The 21,775-nt window shown below is 72.9% G+C and carries 18 protein-coding genes; 13 read left to right on the top strand and 5 right to left on the bottom strand.

What is annotated here, in order from left to right:
• Nucleotides 1-286 precede the first annotated feature (286 nt).
• Entirely contained in the window at nt 287-1,876 is a 1,590-nt protein-coding gene (serA, locus tag ACFW6A_RS09700; protein WP_351852241.1) for a phosphoglycerate dehydrogenase, read from the top strand.
• Between the two features lie 102 nt (nt 1,877-1,978).
• On the opposite strand, the gene ACFW6A_RS09705 is transcribed toward serA, so the two are convergent.
• Nucleotides 1,979-3,169 (bottom strand): PucR family transcriptional regulator, encoded by a 1,191-nt coding sequence (locus ACFW6A_RS09705; protein WP_386484717.1) that lies wholly within the window; start codon nt 3,167-3,169, stop codon nt 1,979-1,981.
• A gap of 195 nt (nt 3,170-3,364) precedes the next feature.
• On the opposite strand from ACFW6A_RS09705, the gene ACFW6A_RS09710 reads away from it, so the two are divergent.
• Together ACFW6A_RS09710 and pruA are read left to right on the top strand one after the other, a co-directional pair.
• Entirely contained in the window at nt 3,365-4,291 is a 927-nt protein-coding gene (locus ACFW6A_RS09710) for a proline dehydrogenase family protein (protein WP_351852245.1), read from the top strand.
• Nucleotides 4,292-4,327: 36 nt separating this feature from the next.
• On the top strand, nt 4,328-5,959 hold the full coding sequence (gene pruA, locus ACFW6A_RS09715; protein ID WP_351852247.1) for an L-glutamate gamma-semialdehyde dehydrogenase: 1,632 nt from the start codon (nt 4,328-4,330) through the stop codon (nt 5,957-5,959).
• Nucleotides 5,960-6,087: 128 nt separating this feature from the next.
• Here the strand turns inward: pruA and ACFW6A_RS09720 are convergent, their stop codons facing one another.
• Nucleotides 6,088-6,969 carry an alpha/beta fold hydrolase gene (locus tag ACFW6A_RS09720; protein ID WP_386484714.1) on the bottom strand — a complete coding sequence of 294 codons (882 nt, stop codon included), beginning with the start codon at nt 6,967-6,969 and terminating at the stop codon, nt 6,088-6,090.
• A gap of 110 nt (nt 6,970-7,079) precedes the next feature.
• Between ACFW6A_RS09720 and ACFW6A_RS09725 the strand changes: the two genes are divergently transcribed.
• The 4 genes from ACFW6A_RS09725 (at nt 7,080) to ACFW6A_RS09740 (ending at nt 10,476) form a co-directional block, all read left to right on the top strand.
• The gene (locus ACFW6A_RS09725) at nt 7,080-7,619 is read left to right on the top strand and encodes a GNAT family N-acetyltransferase (RefSeq protein WP_351852252.1); all 540 of its coding nucleotides are present in this window, start codon (nt 7,080-7,082) and stop codon (nt 7,617-7,619) included.
• Between the two features lie 268 nt (nt 7,620-7,887).
• Nucleotides 7,888-8,019 carry a hypothetical protein gene (locus ACFW6A_RS09730; RefSeq protein WP_264202427.1) on the top strand — a complete coding sequence of 44 codons (132 nt, stop codon included), beginning with the start codon at nt 7,888-7,890 and terminating at the stop codon, nt 8,017-8,019.
• 77 nt (nt 8,020-8,096) lie between these two features.
• The gene (locus tag ACFW6A_RS09735; protein WP_351852255.1) at nt 8,097-9,146 is read left to right on the top strand and encodes a 3-isopropylmalate dehydrogenase; all 1,050 of its coding nucleotides are present in this window, start codon (nt 8,097-8,099) and stop codon (nt 9,144-9,146) included.
• Between the two features lie 244 nt (nt 9,147-9,390).
• Nucleotides 9,391-10,476, top strand: coding sequence for a branched-chain amino acid aminotransferase (locus ACFW6A_RS09740; RefSeq protein ID WP_351852257.1), 1,086 nt, complete (start codon nt 9,391-9,393; stop codon nt 10,474-10,476).
• 3 nt (nt 10,477-10,479) lie between these two features.
• On the opposite strand, the gene ACFW6A_RS09745 is transcribed toward ACFW6A_RS09740, so the two are convergent.
• Nucleotides 10,480-11,907: a cytosine permease gene (locus tag ACFW6A_RS09745; RefSeq protein ID WP_386639662.1), complete on the bottom strand. Its 1,428-nt coding sequence runs from the start codon at nt 11,905-11,907 to the stop codon at nt 10,480-10,482.
• 134 nt (nt 11,908-12,041) lie between these two features.
• Here ACFW6A_RS09745 and ureA point away from each other — a divergent pair, with 134 nt between their 5' ends.
• The 6 genes from ureA (at nt 12,042) to ACFW6A_RS09775 (ending at nt 19,504) form a co-directional block, all read left to right on the top strand.
• The gene (gene ureA / locus ACFW6A_RS09750) at nt 12,042-12,740 is read left to right on the top strand and encodes an urease subunit gamma (protein WP_351852262.1); all 699 of its coding nucleotides are present in this window, start codon (nt 12,042-12,044) and stop codon (nt 12,738-12,740) included.
• Nucleotides 12,740-14,422 (top strand): urease subunit alpha, encoded by a 1,683-nt coding sequence (locus tag ACFW6A_RS09755; RefSeq protein WP_351852264.1) that lies wholly within the window; start codon nt 12,740-12,742, stop codon nt 14,420-14,422. The genes ureA and ACFW6A_RS09755 overlap by 1 nt, the downstream gene beginning before the upstream one ends.
• Nucleotides 14,423-14,432: 10 nt before the next feature.
• Nucleotides 14,433-15,452 (top strand): agmatine/peptidylarginine deiminase, encoded by a 1,020-nt coding sequence (locus ACFW6A_RS09760; RefSeq protein WP_386484667.1) that lies wholly within the window; start codon nt 14,433-14,435, stop codon nt 15,450-15,452.
• Nucleotides 15,453-15,545: 93 nt separating this feature from the next.
• Nucleotides 15,546-16,091 (top strand): TetR/AcrR family transcriptional regulator, encoded by a 546-nt coding sequence (locus tag ACFW6A_RS09765; protein WP_351852281.1) that lies wholly within the window; start codon nt 15,546-15,548, stop codon nt 16,089-16,091.
• A 365-nt stretch (nt 16,092-16,456) separates the two neighbouring features.
• Nucleotides 16,457-18,088, top strand: coding sequence for a citramalate synthase (cimA, locus tag ACFW6A_RS09770; protein WP_351852270.1), 1,632 nt, complete (start codon nt 16,457-16,459; stop codon nt 18,086-18,088).
• A 54-nt stretch (nt 18,089-18,142) separates the two neighbouring features.
• Nucleotides 18,143-19,504 (top strand): hypothetical protein, encoded by a 1,362-nt coding sequence (locus ACFW6A_RS09775; RefSeq protein ID WP_386639666.1) that lies wholly within the window; start codon nt 18,143-18,145, stop codon nt 19,502-19,504.
• A 33-nt stretch (nt 19,505-19,537) separates the two neighbouring features.
• Here ACFW6A_RS09775 and dnaN read toward each other — a convergent pair whose 3' ends face one another.
• Together dnaN and ACFW6A_RS09785 are read right to left on the bottom strand one after the other, a co-directional pair.
• Complete coding sequence (dnaN, locus tag ACFW6A_RS09780; RefSeq protein ID WP_386639669.1) at nt 19,538-20,647, bottom strand: DNA polymerase III subunit beta; 1,110 nt, start codon at nt 20,645-20,647, stop codon at nt 19,538-19,540.
• Between the two features lie 143 nt (nt 20,648-20,790).
• Nucleotides 20,791-21,402: a YceI family protein gene (locus tag ACFW6A_RS09785; RefSeq protein WP_351852277.1), complete on the bottom strand. Its 612-nt coding sequence runs from the start codon at nt 21,400-21,402 to the stop codon at nt 20,791-20,793.
• Nucleotides 21,403-21,775: the final 373 nt, after the last annotated feature.

Below are 21,775 nucleotides of genomic sequence, written 5' to 3' on the forward strand. Positions count from 1 at the left end.
CCATGCCCCCCCCAACGATCTTGGGGGGGTTAACCGCGTGGGTGCTACCCCCCCCGGGGCGGGGGGCCGCCCCGCCCGCCCGCCCCCGCGCCGCTTCCTTGGACACCCCGTCCAACCACGGACGGGTGATCCTTCCAACGAGGCGTACGACGTGCGCCGATGCGGCACTACACTGCTCAACAACATCGCGTCTGGCCCACAGCGTCGTGCGCTTCCACGCGGCAAGCCCCCTCCACCGCCTGCGGCCGTCGGGACGGCCGTCCGCACTGCCTCTGTGAGGACTCACGTGAGCTCGAAACCTGTCGTACTCATCGCTGAAGAGCTGTCGCCCGCCACCGTCGACGCCCTGGGCCCGGACTTCGAGATCCGGCACTGCAACGGCGCCGACCGCGCCGAGCTGATCCCCGCGATCGCCGACGTCGACGCCATCCTCATCCGCTCCGCCACCAAGGTCGACGCGGAGGCCATCGCCGCCGCGCAGAAGCTGCGCGTCGTCGCCCGCGCCGGCGTCGGTCTGGACAACGTGGACGTCTCCGCCGCCACCAAGGCCGGCGTGATGGTCGTGAACGCCCCGACCTCCAACATCGTCACCGCCGCCGAGCTCGCGTGCGGACTGCTCGTCGCCACCGCGCGCAACATCCCGCAGGCCAACACCGCCCTGAAGAACGGCGAGTGGAAGCGGAACAAGTACACCGGCGTCGAGCTGAGCGAGAAGACCCTCGGCGTCGTCGGCCTCGGCCGCATCGGCGTCCTGGTCGCCCAGCGGATGTCCGCCTTCGGCATGAAGATCGTCGCGTACGACCCCTACGTGCAGCCGGCCCGCGCCGCCCAGATGGGGGTGAAGCTGCTGGCCCTGGACGAGCTCCTGGAGGTCGCCGACTTCATCACCGTCCACCTGCCGAAGACCCCCGAGACCCTCGGTCTCATCGGCGACGAGGCGCTGCACAAGGTCAAGCCGAGCGTCCGGATCGTCAACGCCGCCCGCGGCGGGATCGTCGACGAGGCCGCGCTGTACTCCGCCCTCAAGGAGGGCCGCGTCGCCGGCGCCGGCCTCGACGTGTACGCGAAGGAGCCCTGCACGGACTCCCCGCTCTTCGAGCTCGACCAGGTCGTCTGCACCCCGCACCTGGGCGCCTCCACCGACGAGGCCCAGGAGAAGGCCGGCATCGCCGTCGCCAGGTCGGTGCGCCTCGCGCTCGCCGGCGAGCTGGTGCCGGACGCGGTCAACGTCCAGGGCGGCGTCATCGCCGAGGACGTCAAGCCGGGTCTGCCGCTCGCCGAGAAGCTCGGCCGGATCTTCACCGCCCTCGCGGGCGAGGTCGCGGCCCGCCTCGACGTCGAGGTGTACGGCGAGATCACCCAGCACGACGTCAAGGTGCTCGAACTCTCCGCGCTCAAGGGCGTGTTCGAGGACGTGGTCGACGAGACCGTGTCCTACGTGAACGCCCCGCTCTTCGCGCAGGAGCGCGGTGTCGAGGTCCGCCTCACCACCAGCTCCGAGTCGCCGGACCACCGCAACGTGGTCACCGTGCGCGGCACGCTCTCCAGCGGCGAGGAGGTCGCCGTCTCCGGCACCCTGGCCGGCCCCAAGCACCTCCAGAAGATCGTCGCCGTCGGCGACTACGACGTGGACCTCGCGCTCGCCGACCACATGGTCGTGCTGCGCTACGAGGACCGTCCCGGTGTCGTCGGCACCGTCGGCCGGATCCTCGGCGAGGCCGGTCTGAACATCGCGGGCATGCAGGTCTCCCGTACGGAGGAGGGCGGCGAGGCGCTCGTCGTGCTCACCGTCGACGACACCGTGCCGGCGGCCGTGATCGCGGAGATCTCCACGGAGATCGGCGCCACCTCGGCCCGCTCGGTCAACCTGGTCTGACGCGTCCCCGCAGCCCCTCGCGCCCGGCGCCCGGCCGTCCTCCCCGACGGCCCGGTGACCGGGCGCGACGCCGTTCCCGGGCGGCCCCGCCCGGTGCGGTCCCTAGAGCCGGGCCGCCTTCAGGGCCATGTGCAGCAGGAGGCGGTCCTCGCCGGCGTCCAGGTCGAGGCCGGTGAGCTGCTCCACGCGGGAGAGGCGGTAGTAGAGGGTCTGCCGGTGGATGCCGAGCGCCGCCGCCGTGCGGCCCGCCTGGCCCGCGTGGTCGAGGAACACCTCGGCCGTGCGGGCCAGCTCCGTGTGCGCGGGGCCGAGCAGCGTCCGTACCGCCGGGTCCGGTCCGGTCCGCGGGAGGGCGGTGAGCAGCCGGTACGGGCCGAGCCCGTCCCAGTGGGCGAGCGGGGCGAAGCGGGGCTGGGCCAGCGCGGTGCGCGCGGCGGCGGTCGCCTCGTGCCAGCAGAGGTCCAGCTCCCCGAGCCCCCGCCGGGGCGCGGCGATCCCGGCCACCACGGCCGCCCCGGCGCCGGCCCGCAGCCGTTCGGCGGCGGCGGAGGCGGGGGAGAGGTTGTCGGCCGACCGGAGCCGCACCAGCACGGCGAGCGCCCGCCGGGGGCCGGGGGCGGGCTCCCCGCCGGGCGCCGGGGCGGCGGCGGGCGGGGCGGCCGGGCCCGGCCAGGGGAGGGCACAGAGGGCGGCGGCGCCGGGGACCGCCCGGGGGGAGGGGGAGTCCTCGCCGGGCCAGGGGGCGAGGCAGACCAGGGCGTGCAGGCCCTCCGCGTCCGGTCCCAGGGCCGTGCGGAGGGCGGCGACGGCCATGTCGTACTGCCAGCCGCGCTCCGCCGCGAGGACGGCCCGCAGCTCGCGGGAGAGGTCGGCGCCGGCCCGCTCCTCGTCGGCGAGCAGTTCGCCGATCCGGGCGGCGACGTCCATGGCGGCCGTCAGCTGTTCGTGCGAGGGGCCCGGCTCTGCGTCCAGCAGCCAGACGTACCCGAGGACGACACCCCGATGGCGTACCGGGAGGCAGATCCGGTCCCGGAAGACGCCGGCGTCCGGCGCGGCCGGGATGCGGACGGGGCCGGTGGCCCGGGTGATGCCGAAGCCCTCGAACCAGGCGCGGACCGCCGGGGTGGACCTCCGGGTGAGGATCGAGCGGGTGCGGACCGGGTCCATGGCGCTGTCGTCGTCGCTGTCGTGGGCCCCGAAGGCGATCAGCCCGAAATCGCGGTTCTCCAGCGTCGCCGGAGCGCCGAGCAGCACCGAGATCTCGTCCACCAGCTCCTGGTAATCGCCCTTCACGGGCCCCATTCTCGCACCCGCCGACCGGTCTATCAGACAGATGTCTGAGGCCGCGCTCACGGATGCGTGACAGCTGTAGATGGCGCAGGATCGGAGCGATCCATAGGTTTCACGGTGGTTCTCCGTGCTGTTCCCGGTTCGTACCCCTACAACCGGTAATGGCCCCGTTCTTCCTCGCTCCTTTGGAGGTGCCCCGTGCTGGGTCCCGTGATCCTCGCCGCGTCGCGCAGCGACAAGATGCGCCGTCTCGTGTCGGCCGCGCCCGGGACCAAGCAGGTCGTGGCGCGCTTCATCGCCGGCGAGATCGTGGACGACGTCGTCCCGATCGTCCAGGACCTGGCCGACCGCGGTCTGGAGGTCACCCTCGACGTCGTCGGCGAGGACATCACCACCGTCGAGCAGTCCTACGCCGCCCGGGACGCCTACCTGGAGCTCATCGGCCGCCTCAAGGAGCTGGGCCTCGGCGAGCGCGCCGAGATGTCCGTCAAGCTGTCGATGTTCGGCCAGTCCCTGGAGGACGGGCACGAGCTGGCGCTCTCCAACGTGCGCCCGGTCGTCGTCGCCGCCGCCGAGATCGGCACCACGGTCACCCTGGACGCCGAGGACCACACCACCCTCGACTCGATGTTCGCCATCCACGAGGAGCTGCGGAAGGACTTCCCGCAGACCGGCTGCGTCATCCAGGCGTACCTCTTCCGCACCGAGGAGGACGCCCGCCGCCTCGCCGCGAACGGCTCCCGCGTCCGGATCGTGAAGGGCGCCTACAAGGAGCCCGCCTCCGTCGCCCTCCAGGACAAGTCCGAGATCGACAAGGCGTACGTCCGGATCATGAAGATCCTGATGGACGGCGAGGGCTACCCGATGATCGGCTCCCACGACCCGCGCCTCATCGCCATCGGCCAGGAGCTGGCCCGCCGCGCCGGGCGCAAGCTGGACGAGTACGAGTTCCAGATGCTGTACGGCATCCGCTCGGAGGAGCAGAACCGCCTCGCCGCCGAGGGCCACCGCATGCGCGTCTACACGGCCTACGGCACCGACTGGTACGGCTACTTCATGCGCCGCCTCGCGGAGAAGCCGGCCAACCTGCTCTTCTTCGTCCGCTCCATCCTGACCAAGGGCTGAGCCCACCTACCCCTCTTTGAAGGAGTCAAGAGCCTCATGGACGCTGTGACCCAGGTCCCCGCTCCCGTCAACGAGCCGGTGCACGGCTACGCCCCCGGTTCGCCCGAGCGGGCCCGTCTGGAGGTCAAGCTCAAGGAGCTGGCCGACAACCCGCGCGAGCTGCCGATGACCATCGGCGGCGTGAAGCGCATGGGCGGCGGCGACGAGTTCAAGGTCGTCCAGCCGCACAACCACAAGTCCGTCATCGGCACCTTCCGCGGCGCCACGGAGCAGGACGCCCGGGACGCGATCGACGCCGCCCTGGCCGCCGCCCCGGCCTGGCGCGCGATGTCCTTCGACGACCGCGCCGCGATCATCCTGCGCGCCGCCGAGCTGCTCGCCGGCCCCTGGCGCGAGACGCTGGCCGCCTCCACCATGCTCGGCCAGTCGAAGACCGCCCAGCAGGCCGAGATCGACACCCCCTGCGAGCTCGTCGACTTCTGGCGCTTCAACGTCGCGTACGCCCGCCAGATCCTCGCCGAGCAGCCGCCGGCCAACTCCCCGGGCGTGTGGAACCGACTGGACCACCGCCCGCTGGAGGGCTTCGTCTACGCGATCACGCCGTTCAACTTCACGGCCATCGCGGGCAACCTGCCCACCGCCCCCGCCCTCATGGGCAATGTGGTGGTCTGGAAGCCGTCCCCGACGCAGACCCACTCCGCCGTGCTCCTCATGGAGCTCCTGGAGGAGGCCGGCCTGCCGAAGGGCGTCATCAACCTGGTGACCGGCGACGGCATCGCCGTCTCCGAGGTGGCCCTGAACCACCGCGACCTGGCCGGCATCCACTTCACCGGCTCGACCAAGACCTTCCAGCACCTGTGGAAGACGGTCGGCAACAACATCGAGAAGTACCGCTCCTACCCGCGGATCGTCGGCGAGACCGGCGGCAAGGACTTCGTCGTCGCCCACCCCAGCGCCGACCGTGCCGTCCTGAAGACCGCCCTGACCCGCGGCTCCTTCGAGTTCCAGGGCCAGAAGTGTTCCGCGTCCTCGCGGGCCTACATCCCGGCCTCCATCTGGAACGACGGCTTCAAGGAGGAGTTCGCGGCCGAGGTCGACGGCATCACCATGGGTGACGTCACCGACCTGTCGAACTTCATCGGTGCCGTCATCGACGACCGCTCGTTCGCGAAGAACAAGGCGGCGATCGACCGTGCGTCCTCCGACCCGAGCTGCACGATCGTCGCCGGCGGCACCTACGACGACTCGGAGGGCTACTTCGTCCGCCCGACCGTCATCGAGTGCACCGACCCGGAGAACGAGGTCTTCAAGGCCGAGTACTTCGGCCCGATCCTCGCCGTGTACGTCTACGAGGACGACCAGTACGACGCGATGCTGGAGCAGATGGAGTCGGTCTCCGACTACGCCCTGACCGGCTCGGTCATCTCCGGCGACCGCGCGGCGGCCGCGTACACGATGGAGAAGCTCCGCTTCGCCGCGGGCAACTTCTACATCAACGACAAGTCGACCGGCGCCGTCGTCGGCCAGCAGCCCTTCGGCGGCGGCCGCGCCTCGGGCACCAACGACAAGGCCGGCGCCCCGCAGAACCTGATGCGCTGGACGCTGACCCGCGCCATCAAGGAGACGCTGGTCCCGCCGACCGAGTACGGCTACCCGCACATGGGCTGACGCCCGCCCGCCGCGCGAGCGGCCCCCGATCACCGCCCCCCACTCCGGTCCCCCCAGGCCGGGGTCGGGGGCGGTACTCATTTCCCCACGGCGTTCATTTCCCCACGGCGTTCATTCGCCCACGGCGTTCATTCGCCCACGGTGCGGCGCAGGAAGTCGCCGATCAGCTCGGCGACGCGCGGCGCGTGGGTCTCCAGGGCGAAGTGGCCGGTGGGCAGGAGGTGGATCTCGGCGTCCGGCAGGTCGCGGCGGAACGCCTCGGCGCCGGCCGGGACGAAGACCTCGTCGCCCTCGCCCCAGACGGCGAGGAGCGGGACCCGGGAGGTGCGGAAGTACTCCTGGAAGGCCGGGTAGAGGGCGAAGTTGGAGCCGTAGTCGGCGATCAGGCCGAGCTGGATCTCGTCCTGCCCTTCGCGGGCCATCAGGGCGGCGTCGTGGTGCCAGGCGTCGGGGCTGAGGAGGTCGCGGTACGCGGCGGGGACGCCGGTCTCGTACTGCCACCTGATGCCGTCGAGGGAGCGGATGGCGCGGACCGGCTCCTCCGTCTCGGGGGTGCGCTCCTCGATGAGGGCGAGGACGGGGGCCCACGCCTCGGCGCCCAGGCCCTCCTCGTAGGCGTTGCCGTTCTGGGTGACGATCGCGGTGATCCGCTCGGGGTGGGCGAGGGCGAGGCGCAGGCCGATGGGGGCGCCGTAGTCCTGGACGTAGAGCGCGAAGCGGTCGAGGCCGAGCGCTTCGGTGAACTCGGCGGTGAGGGCGGCCAGTTCCGCGAACGTGTAGGGGAAGGCGTCGGCGGGCGGCGCGGCGCTGCGGCCGAAGCCCAGGTGGTCGGGGGCGATCAGCCGGTACCTGTCGGCGAGGAGCGGGATCAGGTCGCGGAACATGTGCGAGCTGGTCGGGAAGCCGTGCAGCAGGAGGAGGACGGGGGCGTCGGCCGGTCCCGCCTCGCGGTAGTGGAGCGCGTGGCCGCGGACGGTGACGGTGCGGTGGTGGGTGGGCAGCACGGACACGATTTCTAACCCCTCAACTCTTCGTCGTCGGTTACGAGGGGATTCGATCAGGCTGCACTTAACCTGTCAAGAAGCTGATAGAGGTTAGGTAGTCGTGGGAGGGTGGGGGAATGACCGCCGTCAGGACCGCACCCACCCACGAACTCGGCGCGGAGCGGCTGGCGTCCCTCCGCGCGCTGCTCGACTCCGCCTTCGGCGGCGACTTCTCCGCGGAGGACTGGGACCACGCCCTCGGCGGCGTCCACGCCTGGATCGAGGACGAGCGGGGGCCCGTCGCGCACGGGGCCGTCGTCCAGCGCCGGGTGCTGCACCGCGGGCGCTCGTACCGGACCGGGTACGTCGAAGGGGTCGCGGTCCGGGCCGACGCGCGCCGGCGCGGCCTCGGCGGCGCCGTCATGGGCGCCCTGGAGCGGGTGATCGACGCGACGCACGCCTTCGGCGCGCTCTCCGCCTCCGACGAGGGGGCCGCCCTCTACCGGGGGCGCGGCTGGCGGGTCTGGGGCGGCCGGATCGAGGTGCTGGGCCCGGGCGGGATCGTGCGGCTCCCGGAGGAGGAGGGCGGCGTCCTCGTCCGTCCGGCGGGCGCCCTCGCCCTCCCCGACCCCGGTGCGCCGCTGGTCTTCGACTGGCGGGACGGCGACGTCGTGTGACGGGGCGGGCGGCGGGGGAGAGGCGCCGTCTCAGATAGTAGGAAGTCCGAGTAATTGTGGAGACAGATGCGGGTCCCTGCCCTAGCTTTGTAGGAGCCGAACGTCTCGCTTCATCAGCGAACGGCGGACGAGAGCGCGACGCCCCGTGCAGGCAACCCCTGCGGCGGCGCTCCCCGCCCCTTTCCGGCGCCTTCGATCACCTGATCTCCCGATCGCAGCTGATCTCCGCACATCCGGATCACCACTGATCTCAAGGAGTCGATCCCCCATGGCCGCTCAGACCGCCCCCCGCGTCCGCCACTCCGCCGCCCGTCCCAGCGACGAGGCCCGGCAGAACGCCGCCGCCGCCCTCCAGCGCGCCCTCGACCGCCGCGACAACGGTGGCTCCACCGGCCACTGACCGGCCCGACGTCTGTCCGTTCGTCCACATGGTGGACGATGCGTGTCAGACGATGGGACGAAGAGTAGGGTGCCGCCATGTCTCACAGCATCAATCTCGCAGTCATTCCCGGCGACGGCATCGGCCAGGAGGTCGTGGCCCAGGGCCTCAAGGTCCTCGCCGCCGTGCTTCCGCAGGACGTGAAGCTGGAGACCGAGGAGTACGACTTCGGCGCCCGGCGCTACCACGCCACCGGTGAGACCCTCACCGACGCCGACCTGGACTCCCTCAAGAAGCACGACGCCATCCTGCTCGGCGCGATCGGCGACCCCTCGGTGCCGTCCGGCGTCCTGGAGCGCGGCTTCCTCCTGAAGCTGCGCTTCGCCTTCGACCACCACGTCAACCTGCGCCCCTCGAAGCTGCTCCCCGGCGTCGCGACCCCGCTCGCCGGCCAGCCCGCGATCGACTTCGTCGTGGTCCGCGAGGGCACCGAGGGCCCCTACACGGGCAACGGCGGCACCATCCGCAAGGGCACCGAGCACGAGGTCGCCACCGAGGTCTCCGTCAACACCGCCTTCGGTGTCGAGCGCGTGGTCCGGGACGCCTTCGCCCGTGCCCAGGCCCGCCCGCGCAAGAAGCTGACGCTGGTCCACAAGAACAACGTGCTGACCTTCGCCGGCCACCTCTGGACGAACATCTTCACCAAGGTGGCCGCCGAGTACCCCGAGGTCACCACCGACTACCTGCACGTCGACGCGGCGACGATCTTCCTCGTCACCGACCCGGCCCGCTTCGACGTCATCGTCACCGACAACCTCTTCGGCGACATCATCACCGACCTCGCCGCGGCCGTCTCCGGCGGCATCGGCGTCGCCGCCTCGGGCAACATCAACCCGAGCCGCGACTTCCCGTCCATGTTCGAGCCGGTGCACGGTTCCGCGCCGGACATCGCGGGCCAGGGCAAGGCCGACCCCACGGCCACCGTCCTCTCCGTCGCCCTCCTGCTGCGCCACCTCGGGTACGAGACCGAGGCCGCCCGGGTCGAGGCCGCCGTCGAGGCCGACCTCACGGAGCGGGCGCACCCCGAGAAGGCGGCCCGCACCACGGACGAGATCGGCGACGCGCTCGCCGCGCGAGTAGCGAGCTGACCCGCGCGCCACTGACACCACACAGCAGCCGCCGGGTCGTTCACGCACCCGGCGGCTGTTTCCTGTGCGGTCGCGGGGTGCCACCATCGAACCCTGGACCGCGTCACCCGTTTCGCACCCCGGTTCCCACGCGCGATAATCGGACGTGGGCCGCGGCATGCGGGAAAGCTCGGACGTCCTAGCAGTACTGCCAAGCGGGCGTGGGCGCGGTCCGACACACACAACCGGTGAAGGACAAGCACCCATGACGACGATCGAGCTCAAGCCCTCCTCCAGCCCGCTGTCCGACGCGGAGCGCGCGGCGATCCTGGCCAACCCCGGATTCGGCCGCCACTTCACCGACCACATGGTCACCATCCGCTGGACCGAGGGCCGCGGCTGGCACGACGGCCAGCTCGTGCCGTACGGCCCGCTCTCCCTCGACCCGGCGACCAACGTCCTGCACTACGCGCAGGAGATCTTCGAGGGCCTGAAGGCCTACCGCCGCCCCGACGGCTCGGTCGCCTCCTTCCGCCCCGACGCCAACGCCCGGCGCTTCCAGCGCTCCGCGCACCGCCTCGGCATGCCGGAGCTCCCGGTCGAGACCTTCGTCGCGGCCTGCGACGCGCTGGTCCGCCAGGACGAGGCGTGGGTCCCCGAGCACGGCGGCGAGGAGTCGCTCTACCTCCGCCCGTTCATGATCGCGACCGAGGTCGGCCTGGGCGTCCGCCCGGCCAACGAGTACCTCTTCGTCGTCATCGCCTCCCCGGCCGGCCCGTACTTCCCCGGCGGCGTCAAGCCGGTCTCCATCTGGGCCTCCGAGGACCGCGTCCGCGCCGTCCCCGGCGGCGTCGGCGACGCCAAGACCGGCGGCAACTACGCGGCCTCCCTGCTCGCCCAGGCCGAGGCGGCCGCCAAGGGCTGCGACCAGGTCTGCTACCTCGACGCGGTCGAGCACAAGTGGGTCGAGGAACTCGGCGGCATGAACCTGTACTTCGTGTACGGGGACCGGATCGTCACCCCCACCCTGACCGGTTCGCTGCTCGCCGGCATCACCCGCGACTCGCTCCTCCAGGTCGCCCGCGACCTCGGCTACGAGTCCGTCGAGGAGCGCGTCTCCCTCGACCAGTGGCAGGCCGACACCGAGAACGGCACCCTCACCGAGGTCTTCGCCTGCGGCACCGCCGCCGTCATCACACCCGTCGGCACGGTCAAGTCCGCGCGCGGCGAGTGGCAGCAGTCCGGCGGCGAGCCCGGCGAGGTCACCATGAAGCTGCGCGAGGCGCTCCTCGCGATCCAGACCGGCAAGGCCGAGGACGTCCACGGCTGGATGCACGAGCTGGGCAAGTAGGCCCTAGCGGTCCACCAGCGCGCCCGGGACGGCCTCCGTCCCGGGCGCGCCGCTTTCCGGGCCCGGAGTGAGGACCGCGTACAGCAGGCCGCCGGTGAGCCCCGACAGCACGAAGCTGCAGTCGATCCCGCCGGTCAGGGCGAGCAGCGGTCCCTCGTACAGCGGCGTGGAGACGGCGGCCAGGCCGACCGCCGCGCCGAGCGCCCAGGAGGCGGTGGCGCGCGGGTGCCAGCCGCCGGAGAACCAGTAGATCCCGCCCCGCGAGCGCCGGTTGTGGACCTGGAGCGCCTCCGGGTCGTAGACGCCCCGGCAGCGGGCGTGCCCGATGAGGGTGATGACCGCCCACGGGGTGCCGATCGCCGTCAGGAGCAGCACGAACGAGGTCATCGCCGACTGGGCGTCCGAGGCGAAGTGCCCGAGGAAGACGAAGCCGGTGGCGACGGCCGCGACCACCAGGGTGGCCCGGGTGCGGGTGGCGCGGGGCAGGATCGCGTCCAGGTCGAGGCCCATCGAGTAGAGCATCAGACCGGCGTTGCCGACCGAGCCCGCGGCGGCGGCCAGCAGCAGCGGGACGAGGTACCAGGCGGGCGAGGCGGCGACCAGCGGGCCCGCGTAGTCGAGGCCGGCGCGGGCGGCCAGCGCCGTGTACGTACCGAAGAGCTGCGGCACCAGCAGGCCGACGAGCAGCCCGAGCCAGGTGGCGCGGCGCACCGCCCGGGCGCTGTGCCGGGCGGGGGAGACGTACCGGGTGTAGTCGCCGAGCAGGGTGATGAAGGCGACCGGGCCGCTGAGGCCGGCGGCGACCGCGGAGAAGAGCCAGGTCGGCCAGAAGGAGCCGAGCAGGTACGGCGTCTCCGGCACGGGCGCGGCGGTGAGGTCGCCGGCGTACGCGACGAGGCCCACCGCGAGCAGGGCGGTCATGCCGACGGCGAGCGCCTTGCTGAGCCGCAGCAGCAGCCGGTAGCCGTACACGGCGCCCACCACCGTGCAGGCCGCGAGCAGCGCGTAGACGACGGCGTGCGTCCCGCTTCCGGTGGACAGGCCGGTCAGCCGGGCGAGGGTGCCCACCATGACGTCGCCGCCGATCCACAGGGTCAGGGCGGTGTAGCCCAGGGAGAGCAGCAGTCCCACCACCGAGCCGACGAGCCGGCCGCGGACGCCGAAGAAGGCGCCGGAGGAGGTGGAGAGGTTGGTGGCGGTACGCAGCGACACCAGCGCCAGCGGGGCGGTGACGGCGACGCCGACGACCGTGCCGGCGACCACGGAGGTGACCGAGCCCCACAGGCCGAGGCCGAAGGAGACCGGCAGCCAGCCGAAGACGATCACCCCCAGACAGAGGTTGGAGCCGAGCAGGATCGCGACGAGGTCGCGGGGGCCGCTGGTGCGTTCGGCCTCGGGGATGGTGTCGACTCCGCGCTGTTCGATCGCCATGGGACCTCCGGGGGAGAGCGGAACGGGTACGGTTTTGAGCGACGCTCAATGTGACCTGTGCCTGTGCTGCCCGTCAATGCTTGGAAGCACTCGTCTCAACATTTAGAGTGTCGCTCAAACAGGAGGTGCATGACGTGCGACTGACCCCCACCGAGCGCGACCGGCTGCTGCTCTTCGGCGCCGCCGAACTCGCCCGCGCCCGCCGGGCCCGCGGGCTGCGGCTCAACGTCCCCGAGGCCACCGCCCTCGTCGCGGACACCGTCTGCGAGGCCGCCCGCGACGGCAGGCGGCTCGCCGAGGCCATCGAGGCGGCCCGCTCCGTCCTCGGCCCCGAGGACGTCCTGCCCGGCGTCGCCGACGTGGTGACCGAGGTCCACGTCGAGGCCGTCTTCGACGACGGCTCCCGGCTCGCCGTCGTCACCGACCCCATCGGCGGGGGCACTCTCGGCGCCGGCGCGCCCGGCGCGCTGCTGCCCGGCCCCGGCCACCCCGAGCAGGAGCCCCTGCTCACCCTGCCCGTGCGGAACACCGCGACCGTCCCGGTCAGCGTCACCTCGCACTTCCACTTCTTCGAGGCCAACCCGCGCCTGGACTTCGACCGGGCCGCCGCCTACGGCATGCGGCTCGCCATCCCCGCCGGCGCCTCCTTCCGCTTCGACCCCGGCGGCCGTGCCGAGGTCGGGCTCGTGCCCATCGGCGGCGCGCGCGTGGCGATCGGCTTCGCCGGACTCGTCGACGGGCCGCTGGACGCCCCCGGGGCGAGGGAAGAGGCGCTGCGACGCGCGGCGGCCTGCGGCTACCTGGGCGTCACGCCCGACGAGGAGGGCCACTGATGGACCCGTACGAGTACGCCTCCGTGCACGGCCCCCGGGCCGGCGACCGCGTCGTCCTCGGCGACTCCGGACTCGTCGTCCGGGTCGAGGCCGACTCCCAGAAGCCCGGCGAGGAGTTCCTCGCCGGCTTCGGCAAGACCGCCCGCGACGGCCTGCACCTCAAGGCCGCCGCCGTCCGGGAGACCTGCGACGTCGTCATCAGCAACGTCCTGCTGATCGACGCCGTGCAGGGCATCCGCAAGGTGTCGATCGGCATCCGCGAGGGCCGGATCCACTCCATCGGCCGGGCCGGCAACCCCGACACCCTCGACGGCGTCGACGTCGTCGTCGGCACCGGCACCTCGATCGTCTCCGGCGAGGGCCTGATCGCCACCGCCGGCGCCGTGGACACCCACGTCCACCTGCTCTCGCCCCGGATCATGGAGGCCTCGCTGGCGAGCGGCGTCACCACGATCATCGGCCAGGAGTTCGGCCCGGTCTGGGGCGTCGGCGTCAACTCCCCCTGGGCCCTCGGGCACGCCTTCAACGCCTTCGACGCGTGGCCGGTCAACATCGGCTTCCTGGCGCGGGGTTCGTCGTCGGACCCGGCGCCGCTGGTCGAGGCGCTCGCCGAGGGCGGCGCCTCGGGGTTCAAGGTCCACGAGGACATGGGCGCCCACACCCGCGCCCTGGACACGGCGCTGCGGGTGGCCGAGGAGCACGACGTCCAGGTCGCGCTGCACTCGGACGGCCTGAACGAGTGCCTGTCCGTGGAGGACACCCTCGCGGTCCTGGAGGGCCGTACGATCCACGCCTTCCACATCGAGGGCTGCGGCGGCGGTCACGTCCCCAACGTGCTCAAGATGGCGGGCGTGCCGAACGTCATCGGCTCCTCCACCAACCCCACCCTGCCCTTCGGCCGCGACGCGGTCGCCGAGCACTACGGGATGATCGTCTCCGTCCACGACCTGAAGACCGACCTGCCGGGCGACGCCGCGATGGCGCGCGACCGGATCAGGGCCGGGACGATGGGCGCGGAGGACGTCCTGCACGACCTCGGCGCGATCGGGATCACCTCCTCCGATGCGCAGGGGATGGGAAGGGCCGGCGAGACCGTACGCCGGACCTTCGCCATGGCCGGGAAGATGAAGGCCGAACTCGGCCCGCTGGAAGGCGACGGCGCGCACGACGACAACGCGCGCGTGCTCCGCTACCTGGCGAAGCTCACCATCAACCCGGCGATCGCCCACGGCCTCGCCCACGAGATCGGCTCCGTCGAGGTGGGCAAGCTGGCCGACATCGTGCTGTGGCGGCCCGAGTTCTTCGGCGCCAAGCCCCAGATGGTGCTGAAGTCCGGCTTCCCCGCGTGGGGGGTCGTGGGCGATCCCAACGCCGCCACCGACACCTGCGAACCGCTCGTCCTCGGCCCGCTGTTCGGCGCCCACGGCGCCACCGCCGCCGACCTCTCCGTCGCCTTCGTCGCACGGGCCGCCGTCGACCTCGGCGGGGACGGGCTGCCGACCCGGCGCCGCCGGGTCGCCGTGCGCGGCACCCGGGGCATCGGCCCCGCCGACCTCCTCCTCAACTCCCGCGTCGGCGACGTCCAGGTGGACGACCGCACCGGCCTGGTCTCGCTCGACGGGTCGCCGATCCGCTCCGAGCCGGCCGACTCCGTCTCCCTGAACCGCCTCTACTTCCTCTAGGACCCGCCTCATGACCCCGTACCGCATGCCCGCCGAGTGGACCCCCCACGAGCGCACCTGGATGGCCTGGCCCAGCCCCAACCCCACCTTCACCGACGAGGCGGAGCTGGCCGCCGCGCGCGAGGCGTGGGCCTCCGTCGCCCGCGCCGTGCGCCGCTTCGAACCGGTGACGATGGTGGTCGCCCCCGGCGACGCGGAGGGCGCCCGCGCGCTCCTCGGCGAGGACGTCGAGCTGATCGAGCGCGAACTCGACGACGCCTGGATGCGCGACATCGGCCCCACCTTCGTCACCGACGGCACCTCGCTGGCCGCCGTGGACTGGGTCTTCAACGGCTGGGGCGCCCAGGACTGGGCCCGCTGGGAGCACGACTCCAAGATCGCCCGCCATGTCGCGGACGCGGCGGGCGTCCCCGTCCACGGCAGCCCGCTCGTCAACGAGGGCGGCGGCATCCACGTCGACGGCGAGGGCACCGTCCTCCTCACCGACACCGTCCAGCTCGGCTCCGGCCGCAACCCCGAGTGGACCCGCGAGCAGGTCGAGCGGGAGATCCACGACCGGATCGGCACCAGCAAGGCGATCTGGCTCCCGCACGGCCTCACCGGCGACTACGGCATGTACGGCACCCAGGGCCACGTCGACATCGTCGCCGCCTTCGCCCGCCCCGGCACCGTCCTCGTCCACAGCCAGCAGGACCCGAACCACCCCGACTACGGCCGCTCCCGCCTGTACGCCGACCTCCTGCGCGCCCAGACCGACGCCCAGGGCCGCCCCCTGGAGGTCATCGAGGTCCCCGCCCCCACCGTCCTCAGGGACGAGGAGGGCGACTGGGTCGACTACTCGTACATCAACCACTACCTCTGCAACGGCGCCGTGATCCTCTGCGCCTTCGACGACCCCCACGACGAGCTGGCCGCCGAGATCTTCCGCCGCCTCTTCCCCGACCGGGAGGTCGTCCTCGTCGACGCCCGCACGATCTTCGCGGCCGGAGGCGGCATCCACTGCATCACCCAGCAGCAGCCGTCGGTGTAGAACGTACGAGTGAGTCAGAGCAGCAACCCGCCCTCCGCCCCCCGTCGTCGCAACCAGGCCGCGCCGCCGCGGGAGGACGTCTTCGCGGCGGCCATGGACACCGTGGCCGCGCGCGGTCTCGACGGGCTGACCATGGCCGGGCTGGGGCGCCGGGTGGGGATGAGCAGCGGGCACCTCCTCTACTACTTCCGCACCAAGGACGAGCTGCTGCTCCAGACGCTGGAGTGGAGCGAGGGGCGGCTGGGGGCCGAGCGGGGGGCGCTGCTGTCCGCGCCCGGCAGCGCCAGGGAACGGCTCGACGGGTACGTCGACGTGTACGTGCCCGCGGGGCCGCGCGACCCGCACTGGACGCTCTGGCTGGAGGTCTGGAACCGGTCGCAGAACGCCGCCGAGGACGCCCGGGCCCGCCAGGCCGCCATCGAGGGGGCCTGGCACCGGGACCTCGTCGCGCTCCTCGCCGAGGGCGTCTCGCGGGGGGAGTTCCGGGCCGTGGACCCGGACCGGTTCGCCACCCGGATGCGCGCCCTGCTGGACGGCTACAGCGTGCACGTGGCGGTCGGGCTGCCCGGCACGGGGCGGGCCGAGGTCCTCGCGCAGGTGCGGGAGTTCATCGACGAGTCGCTGATGCCGGGGGAGTGAGGCCCGCCCGCGCCGGCGCCCGCCCGGGCGTCGGGCCCGTGGTCCGCCCGGGCGTCCGACGGGCGGTATTCCGCATCGTGAGATCCGGGTCCGGACCCGCGCGGGCCTGTGGCACACTGCGGGCGTGCTTGCTACCACGATGATTATGGGCAGCAGCGCGCCGGTCCGCAGTGACCGCTGATCCCCGGGACCCCACCCCCGCGGCGGCGGCCACCGTGCCCCAGACCCGCGCGCAGACCTCTCGCACCCGCGAGGGGTTTTTTCGTTTTCCGGCCCCACCCGTGCCGGAGACGGACCGCGCGTGAGAATGGGGGCAAGTGGATCCATACCTTCCGGAGCCACATCCGACAGGAGCCAACACAGTCATGACCACCGAGAACGGCGAGAGCCCCCGTCCGGGCGCCGGCCCGGCCGACGACAGCTTCCACGTCTTCGACACGACGCTCCGCGACGGAGCCCAGCGTGAGGGCATCAACCTCACCGTCGCGGACAAGCTGACCATCGCCCGGCACCTCGACGAGTTCGGCGTCGGCTTCATCGAGGGCGGCTGGCCCGGCGCCAACCCGCGGGACACCGAGTTCTTCGCCCGCGCCCGCCAGGAGATCACCTTCCGGCACGCGCAGCTCGTCGCCTTCGGCGCCACCCGCAGGGCCGGCGGCACCGCCGCCGACGACCCGCAGGTCAAGGCGCTGCTCGACTCCGGCGCCCCGGTGATCACCCTGGTGGCCAAGTCCCACGACCGGCACGTCGAGCTCGCCCTGCGCACCACCCTCGACGAGAACCTGGAGATGGTCCGCGACACCGTCGCCTTCCTGACCTCCCAGGGCCGCCGGGTCTTCGTCGACATGGAGCACTTCTTCGACGGCTACAAGGCCAACCCCGACTACGCCAAGGCCGTGGTCCGCGCCGCGCACGAGGCCGGCGCCGACGTCGTCATCCTCTGCGACACCAACGGCGGCATGCTCCCCGCCCAGATCCAGGCCGTCGTCGCCACCGTCCTCGCCGACACCGGCGCCCGCCTCGGCATCCACGCCCAGGACGACACCGGCTGCGCCGTCGCCAACACCCTCGCCGCCGTCGACGCCGGCGCCACCCACGTCCAGTGCACCGCCAACGGCTACGGCGAGCGGGTCGGCAACGCCAACCTCTTCCCCGTGGTCGCCGCCCTGGAGCTCAAGTACGGCAAGAAGGTCCTGCCCGACGGGGCCCTCGCCGAGATGACCCGCATCTCGCACGCCATCGCCGAGGTCGTCAACCTCACCCCCTCCACCCACCAGCCGTACGTGGGCGTCTCCGCCTTCGCCCACAAGGCCGGCCTGCATGCCTCCGCGATCAAGGTCGACCCCGACCTCTACCAGCACATCGACCCCGAGCTGGTCGGCAACACCATGCGGATGCTCGTCTCCGACATGGCCGGCCGCGCCTCCATCGAGCTCAAGGGCAAGGAGCTGGGCGTCGACCTCGGCGGCGACCGCGCGCTCGTCGCCCGGGTCGTCGAGCGGGTCAAGGAGCGCGAGCTCCAGGGCTACACGTACGAGGCCGCCGACGCCTCCTTCGAGCTGCTGCTGCGGGCCGAGGCCGAGGGCCGGGCCCGCCGCTACTTCCGCACCGAGTCCTGGCGGGCGATCACCGAGAACCGCCCCGACGGCACCCACGCCAACGAGGCCACCGTCAAGCTCTGGGCCAAGGGCGAGCGGATGCTCGCCACCGCCGAGGGCAACGGCCCGGTCAACGCCCTCGACCGGGCGCTGCGGGTCGCCCTGGAGCGGATCTACCCCCAGCTCGCCAAGTTCGAGCTGGTCGACTACAAGGTCCGCATCCTCGAAGGCCGGCACGGCACCGAGTCCACCACCCGCGTCCTCGTCACCACGAGCGACGGCAACAGCGAGTGGTCCACCGTCGGCGTCGGCGAGAACGTGATCGCGGCCTCCTGGCAGGCCCTGGAGGACGCCTTCACCTACGGACTGCTGCGGGCCGGGGTCGACCCCGCCGAGTGAGACCGACGTCCGCCCGACATGTCTAGTTCGATCCCGTTCGGGTAATTTCGAACCATGAAGACCAGGGCGTTCTCGGTGTGGTCGGCCCTCGCCGGGCTGATCCTCCTGCTGCTCCTGGCCCTGGCCCCCGCGTCGGCGGGCGCCAGGGCCACCGGCGTCCCGGACGCGGCCGCCGCCCTGAGACAGGGCCCCGTCTACGTCGACCCGGGCGCCGCCGACCAGCTCTCGGAAGCCGACGCGGCCGCCCTCGCGCAGAAGATCGAGGACGCGGACAAGCCCCTGTTCGTGGCCGTCCTTCCCCAGGGCGCGCAGTACCCGCCGCAGGGCCTCATCGAGAACCTGCGGGCCCAGACCGGCATCGCCGGGGTGTACGCGGTGCGGCTCGGGGACGACTTCGCCGCCAAGGCCGACAGCCGCGTGCTGTCGGCCGGGGCGGTGGAGAACATGGTCGCCACCGCCGACCGGCCCGGCGCCGACGCCGCCACCGAGCTGAACGCCTTCGCCGACCAGGCCCTCTCCGCGATGCGCGGCTCCGCGCCCGCCGCCTGGCCCGGCGGCGCCTCCTCCGACTCCGGCGTCCCGGTCGCCGGACTCGTCACCCTCGGGGCGGTCGCCGCCGTCGGCGGCACGGCCGCCTACGCCGTGGTGCGCGGCCGGCGGAAGCGGAAGGAGGCCGAGGAGCGGGCCGCCCTGGAGAGGCTCCGGGTCGTCGTCGACGAGGACATCACCGCCTTCGGCGAGGAGCTGGAACGGCTCGACTTCCACCCCGCCGAGGCCGGCGCCGACGAGGCGATGCGCGCCGACTACGAGGCCGCCCTGGACTCCTACGACCGGGCGAAGTCCCTGATGGGCGGGGTGCGGCACCCGCACGAGGTCCGCGAGGTCACCCGGGCCCTGGAGGACGGGCGCTACTCGCTCGCGGTGCTGGACGCCCGCCGCGGCTCCCGCCCGCTGCCCGAACGCCGCCCGCCGTGCTTCTTCGACCCGCGCCACGGCCCCTCCACCGAGGACCGGACCTGGATCCCGGCCGGCGGGGTCTCGCGCGAGGTCCCGGTCTGCGCCGCCGACGCGGCCCGCCTGGACGACGGCGAGGACCCGCGCGCCCGCACGGTCGAGACCGACTCCGGCCGCCGTCCCTACTGGGAGGCGGGGCCGGCGTACGGCCCCTGGGCGGGCGGCTACTTCGGCGGCGGAATGCTGCCCGGCCTGCTCGCCGGCACCCTGCTCGGCTCGGCCCTCGCCACCCCCGCCTACGCCGCGGAGTACGGCGGCGGCGACTTCGGGGACTTCGGCGGCGGGGACTTCGGCGGCGGCTTCGGAGGCACCGACTTCGGCGGCGGGGACTACGGGGGAGGCGGTTTCGGCGGCGGCGACTTCGGCGGCGGGGGCGGCTTCGACGGCGGCGGGGGCTTCTGACGCCTCCCGCCGGACCGGCCCCCGCAGCCCCCGTCAGACCAGCGGCTTCACCGACATCAGCAGGTGCCGGTGGCCGCCGGCGTCGCCGTCGGCCAGGAGGGCGCGCTGGCCGGGGCCGAGGAGGTGGAGGCGGACGTCCTCGGCGGTGAAGCGGGTCAGCGCGTCCAGCAGGTAGCCGGGGTTGAAGGCGACCGTCAGCGCGTCCGCGCCGTCGAGGACGGCGGGCAGCCGCTGGGAGGCCACGTCGTCCTCGTGGCCGGCCCGCAGGCGCAGGCCGGTGCGCTCGAAGGCGAGCTGGACCGGGCTGTCGCCCTCGGCGACCACCGCGACCCGCTTCACGGCCTCGACGAGCGCCGCCCGGCCGGTGACCGCGACGGCGTGGTCGCCGAGCGCGAAGAGCTTGTCGTGGCGGGGGAGCCGGCCGTCGAGCAGCCGGGCGGTGGTGCGCAGGCCGGCCCGCTCGAAGCCGACGGAGTGGGCGTCGAGCCCGATCCGGGTCCGGCCCTCGCCCGCGAGGGAGCGGGCGGTCTCGGCGAGCCGGCGGGCCGGGACGACCACGTCGGCGGGCTCGGCGGGGGCCGCGCCGGAGCCCGGGTACCACTCCAGGGTGCGGACCGCGTAGCGGTAGCGGTCGGTGGCGGCCAGGGTCATCACCGGGCCGTCCAGCGCGAGCCGTATCCCGGTGAGGACCGGCAGCGCGTCGTCCCGGCCGGCCGCCGCCGCGACCTGGCCGACCGCCTCGGCGAAGGCGGCCCCGTCGACCTCGCCGAGGACCGGGGGGAGCGCGGGGGCGGCCGGATAGGAGTCGAGCGGCAGGAGCGAGAGGCCGAAGCCGACCTCGCCGGAGGCGACCGAGAGCCGGGCGCCCTCCACGGCCAGCCCGGTCCGCCCCGGCGGCAGCACCTTGCAGATGTCGAGCAGCCGCCGCCCCAGCACCAGTGCCCGGCCCGGGACCGTGGTCTCGGCCTCGGTCTCCACGCGCGCGGAGGCCTCGTGGTCGAGCCCGGAGACGCTCAGCCGGCCGTCGTCGCCGGCCTCCAGGAGCAGTCCGCCGAGCACGGGCGCGGGGGAGCGGGCGGGCAGCACGCGCGCGGCCCACGCGACGGCTTCGGTCAGCGCGGCACTGTCGATGTGGATCTCCATGCCGCCGACGCTAACGGCCGCCTCTGACAACGGCGCCGGCGCGCGGCCCCGTGCCGGGGAACGCCGAGCGCCCGCCGTCCGCGGGGTTCGCGGAGGACGGGCGCGCTCGGGTCCTGGCCCGCCGGGAGGGGCGGGCGGCGGGGTCAGGCGGCGTTCTTGATCGCGGAGATGTCGAAGTTCAGCTTGACCTTGTCGCTGACCATGACGCCGCCGGTCTCCAGGGCCGCGTTCCAGGTGAGGCCCCACTCGGAGCGGAGGATCTCGGCGGAGCCCTCGAAGCCGACGCGCTCGTTGCCGAAGGGGTCGGTGGCCGTGCCGTTGAACTCCAGGTCGATGGAGAGCGGCTTGGTGACGTCCTTGATGGTCAGGTCGCCGGTGATCCGGTACTTGTCGCCGCCCAGGTGGGCCGCCTCGGTGGAGCGGAAGCTCATCAGCGGGAACTGCTCGGCGTCGAAGAAGTCGCCGCTGCGCAGGTGGTTGTCGCGGTCGCCGATGCCGGTGTCGACGGAGGCGATCTTCACGTCGATGGAGGCGCTGGAGGCGGCCGGGTCGCTGCCGTTCAGGGTCAGGGTGCCCTCGTGCTCGCCGAAGGAGCCGCGGACGTTGGTGACCATGGCGTGGCGGACGGTGAAGCCGATGCTGCTGTGGGCGGCGTCGATGGTGTAGTCGCCGGTCAGGGCGGCCAGGGCCGGGTCCACGGGGAGGGTGGCGGTGGTGGTGGCGGACTCGGTGTTCTTGCGGCCGAAGAGACCCATGGCGTGCTCCTTGTCGGGGGGTGTCGTCGAAGGCGAGGAGTTGTTGAACCTTCAACGAGAACGACTGTAACCCCATTCCGTTCAACTTTCAACATTTGGCGCGAGGGTTCCCCCGAACGGCCCGGAGAAGGTGCCGAGGCCCTCTGGCGGACGCGCGTAGAACTGCGGCACCATCTCCCTGCGCGACGAGCACCACCTGCACAGCCGTCCCCCTCCGTCACGGTCCCCAGCAGGAGGCAACCCCCGTGAAGCTCCGTTCCGTCCTCACCGCAGTCGCCCTCGTCCTCGGCGCCCTCTTCGCCCCCGGCTTCGGCGCCCTCACCGCCGCGGGCGAGGCCCACGCGGTCACCAAGATCAGCCACGCCACCGCGAC

Origin of the sequence: Streptomyces sp. NPDC058758, from assembly GCF_042746075.1 — a bacterium.
In the GTDB taxonomy this organism is placed as follows: domain Bacteria; phylum Actinomycetota; class Actinomycetes; order Streptomycetales; family Streptomycetaceae; genus Streptomyces.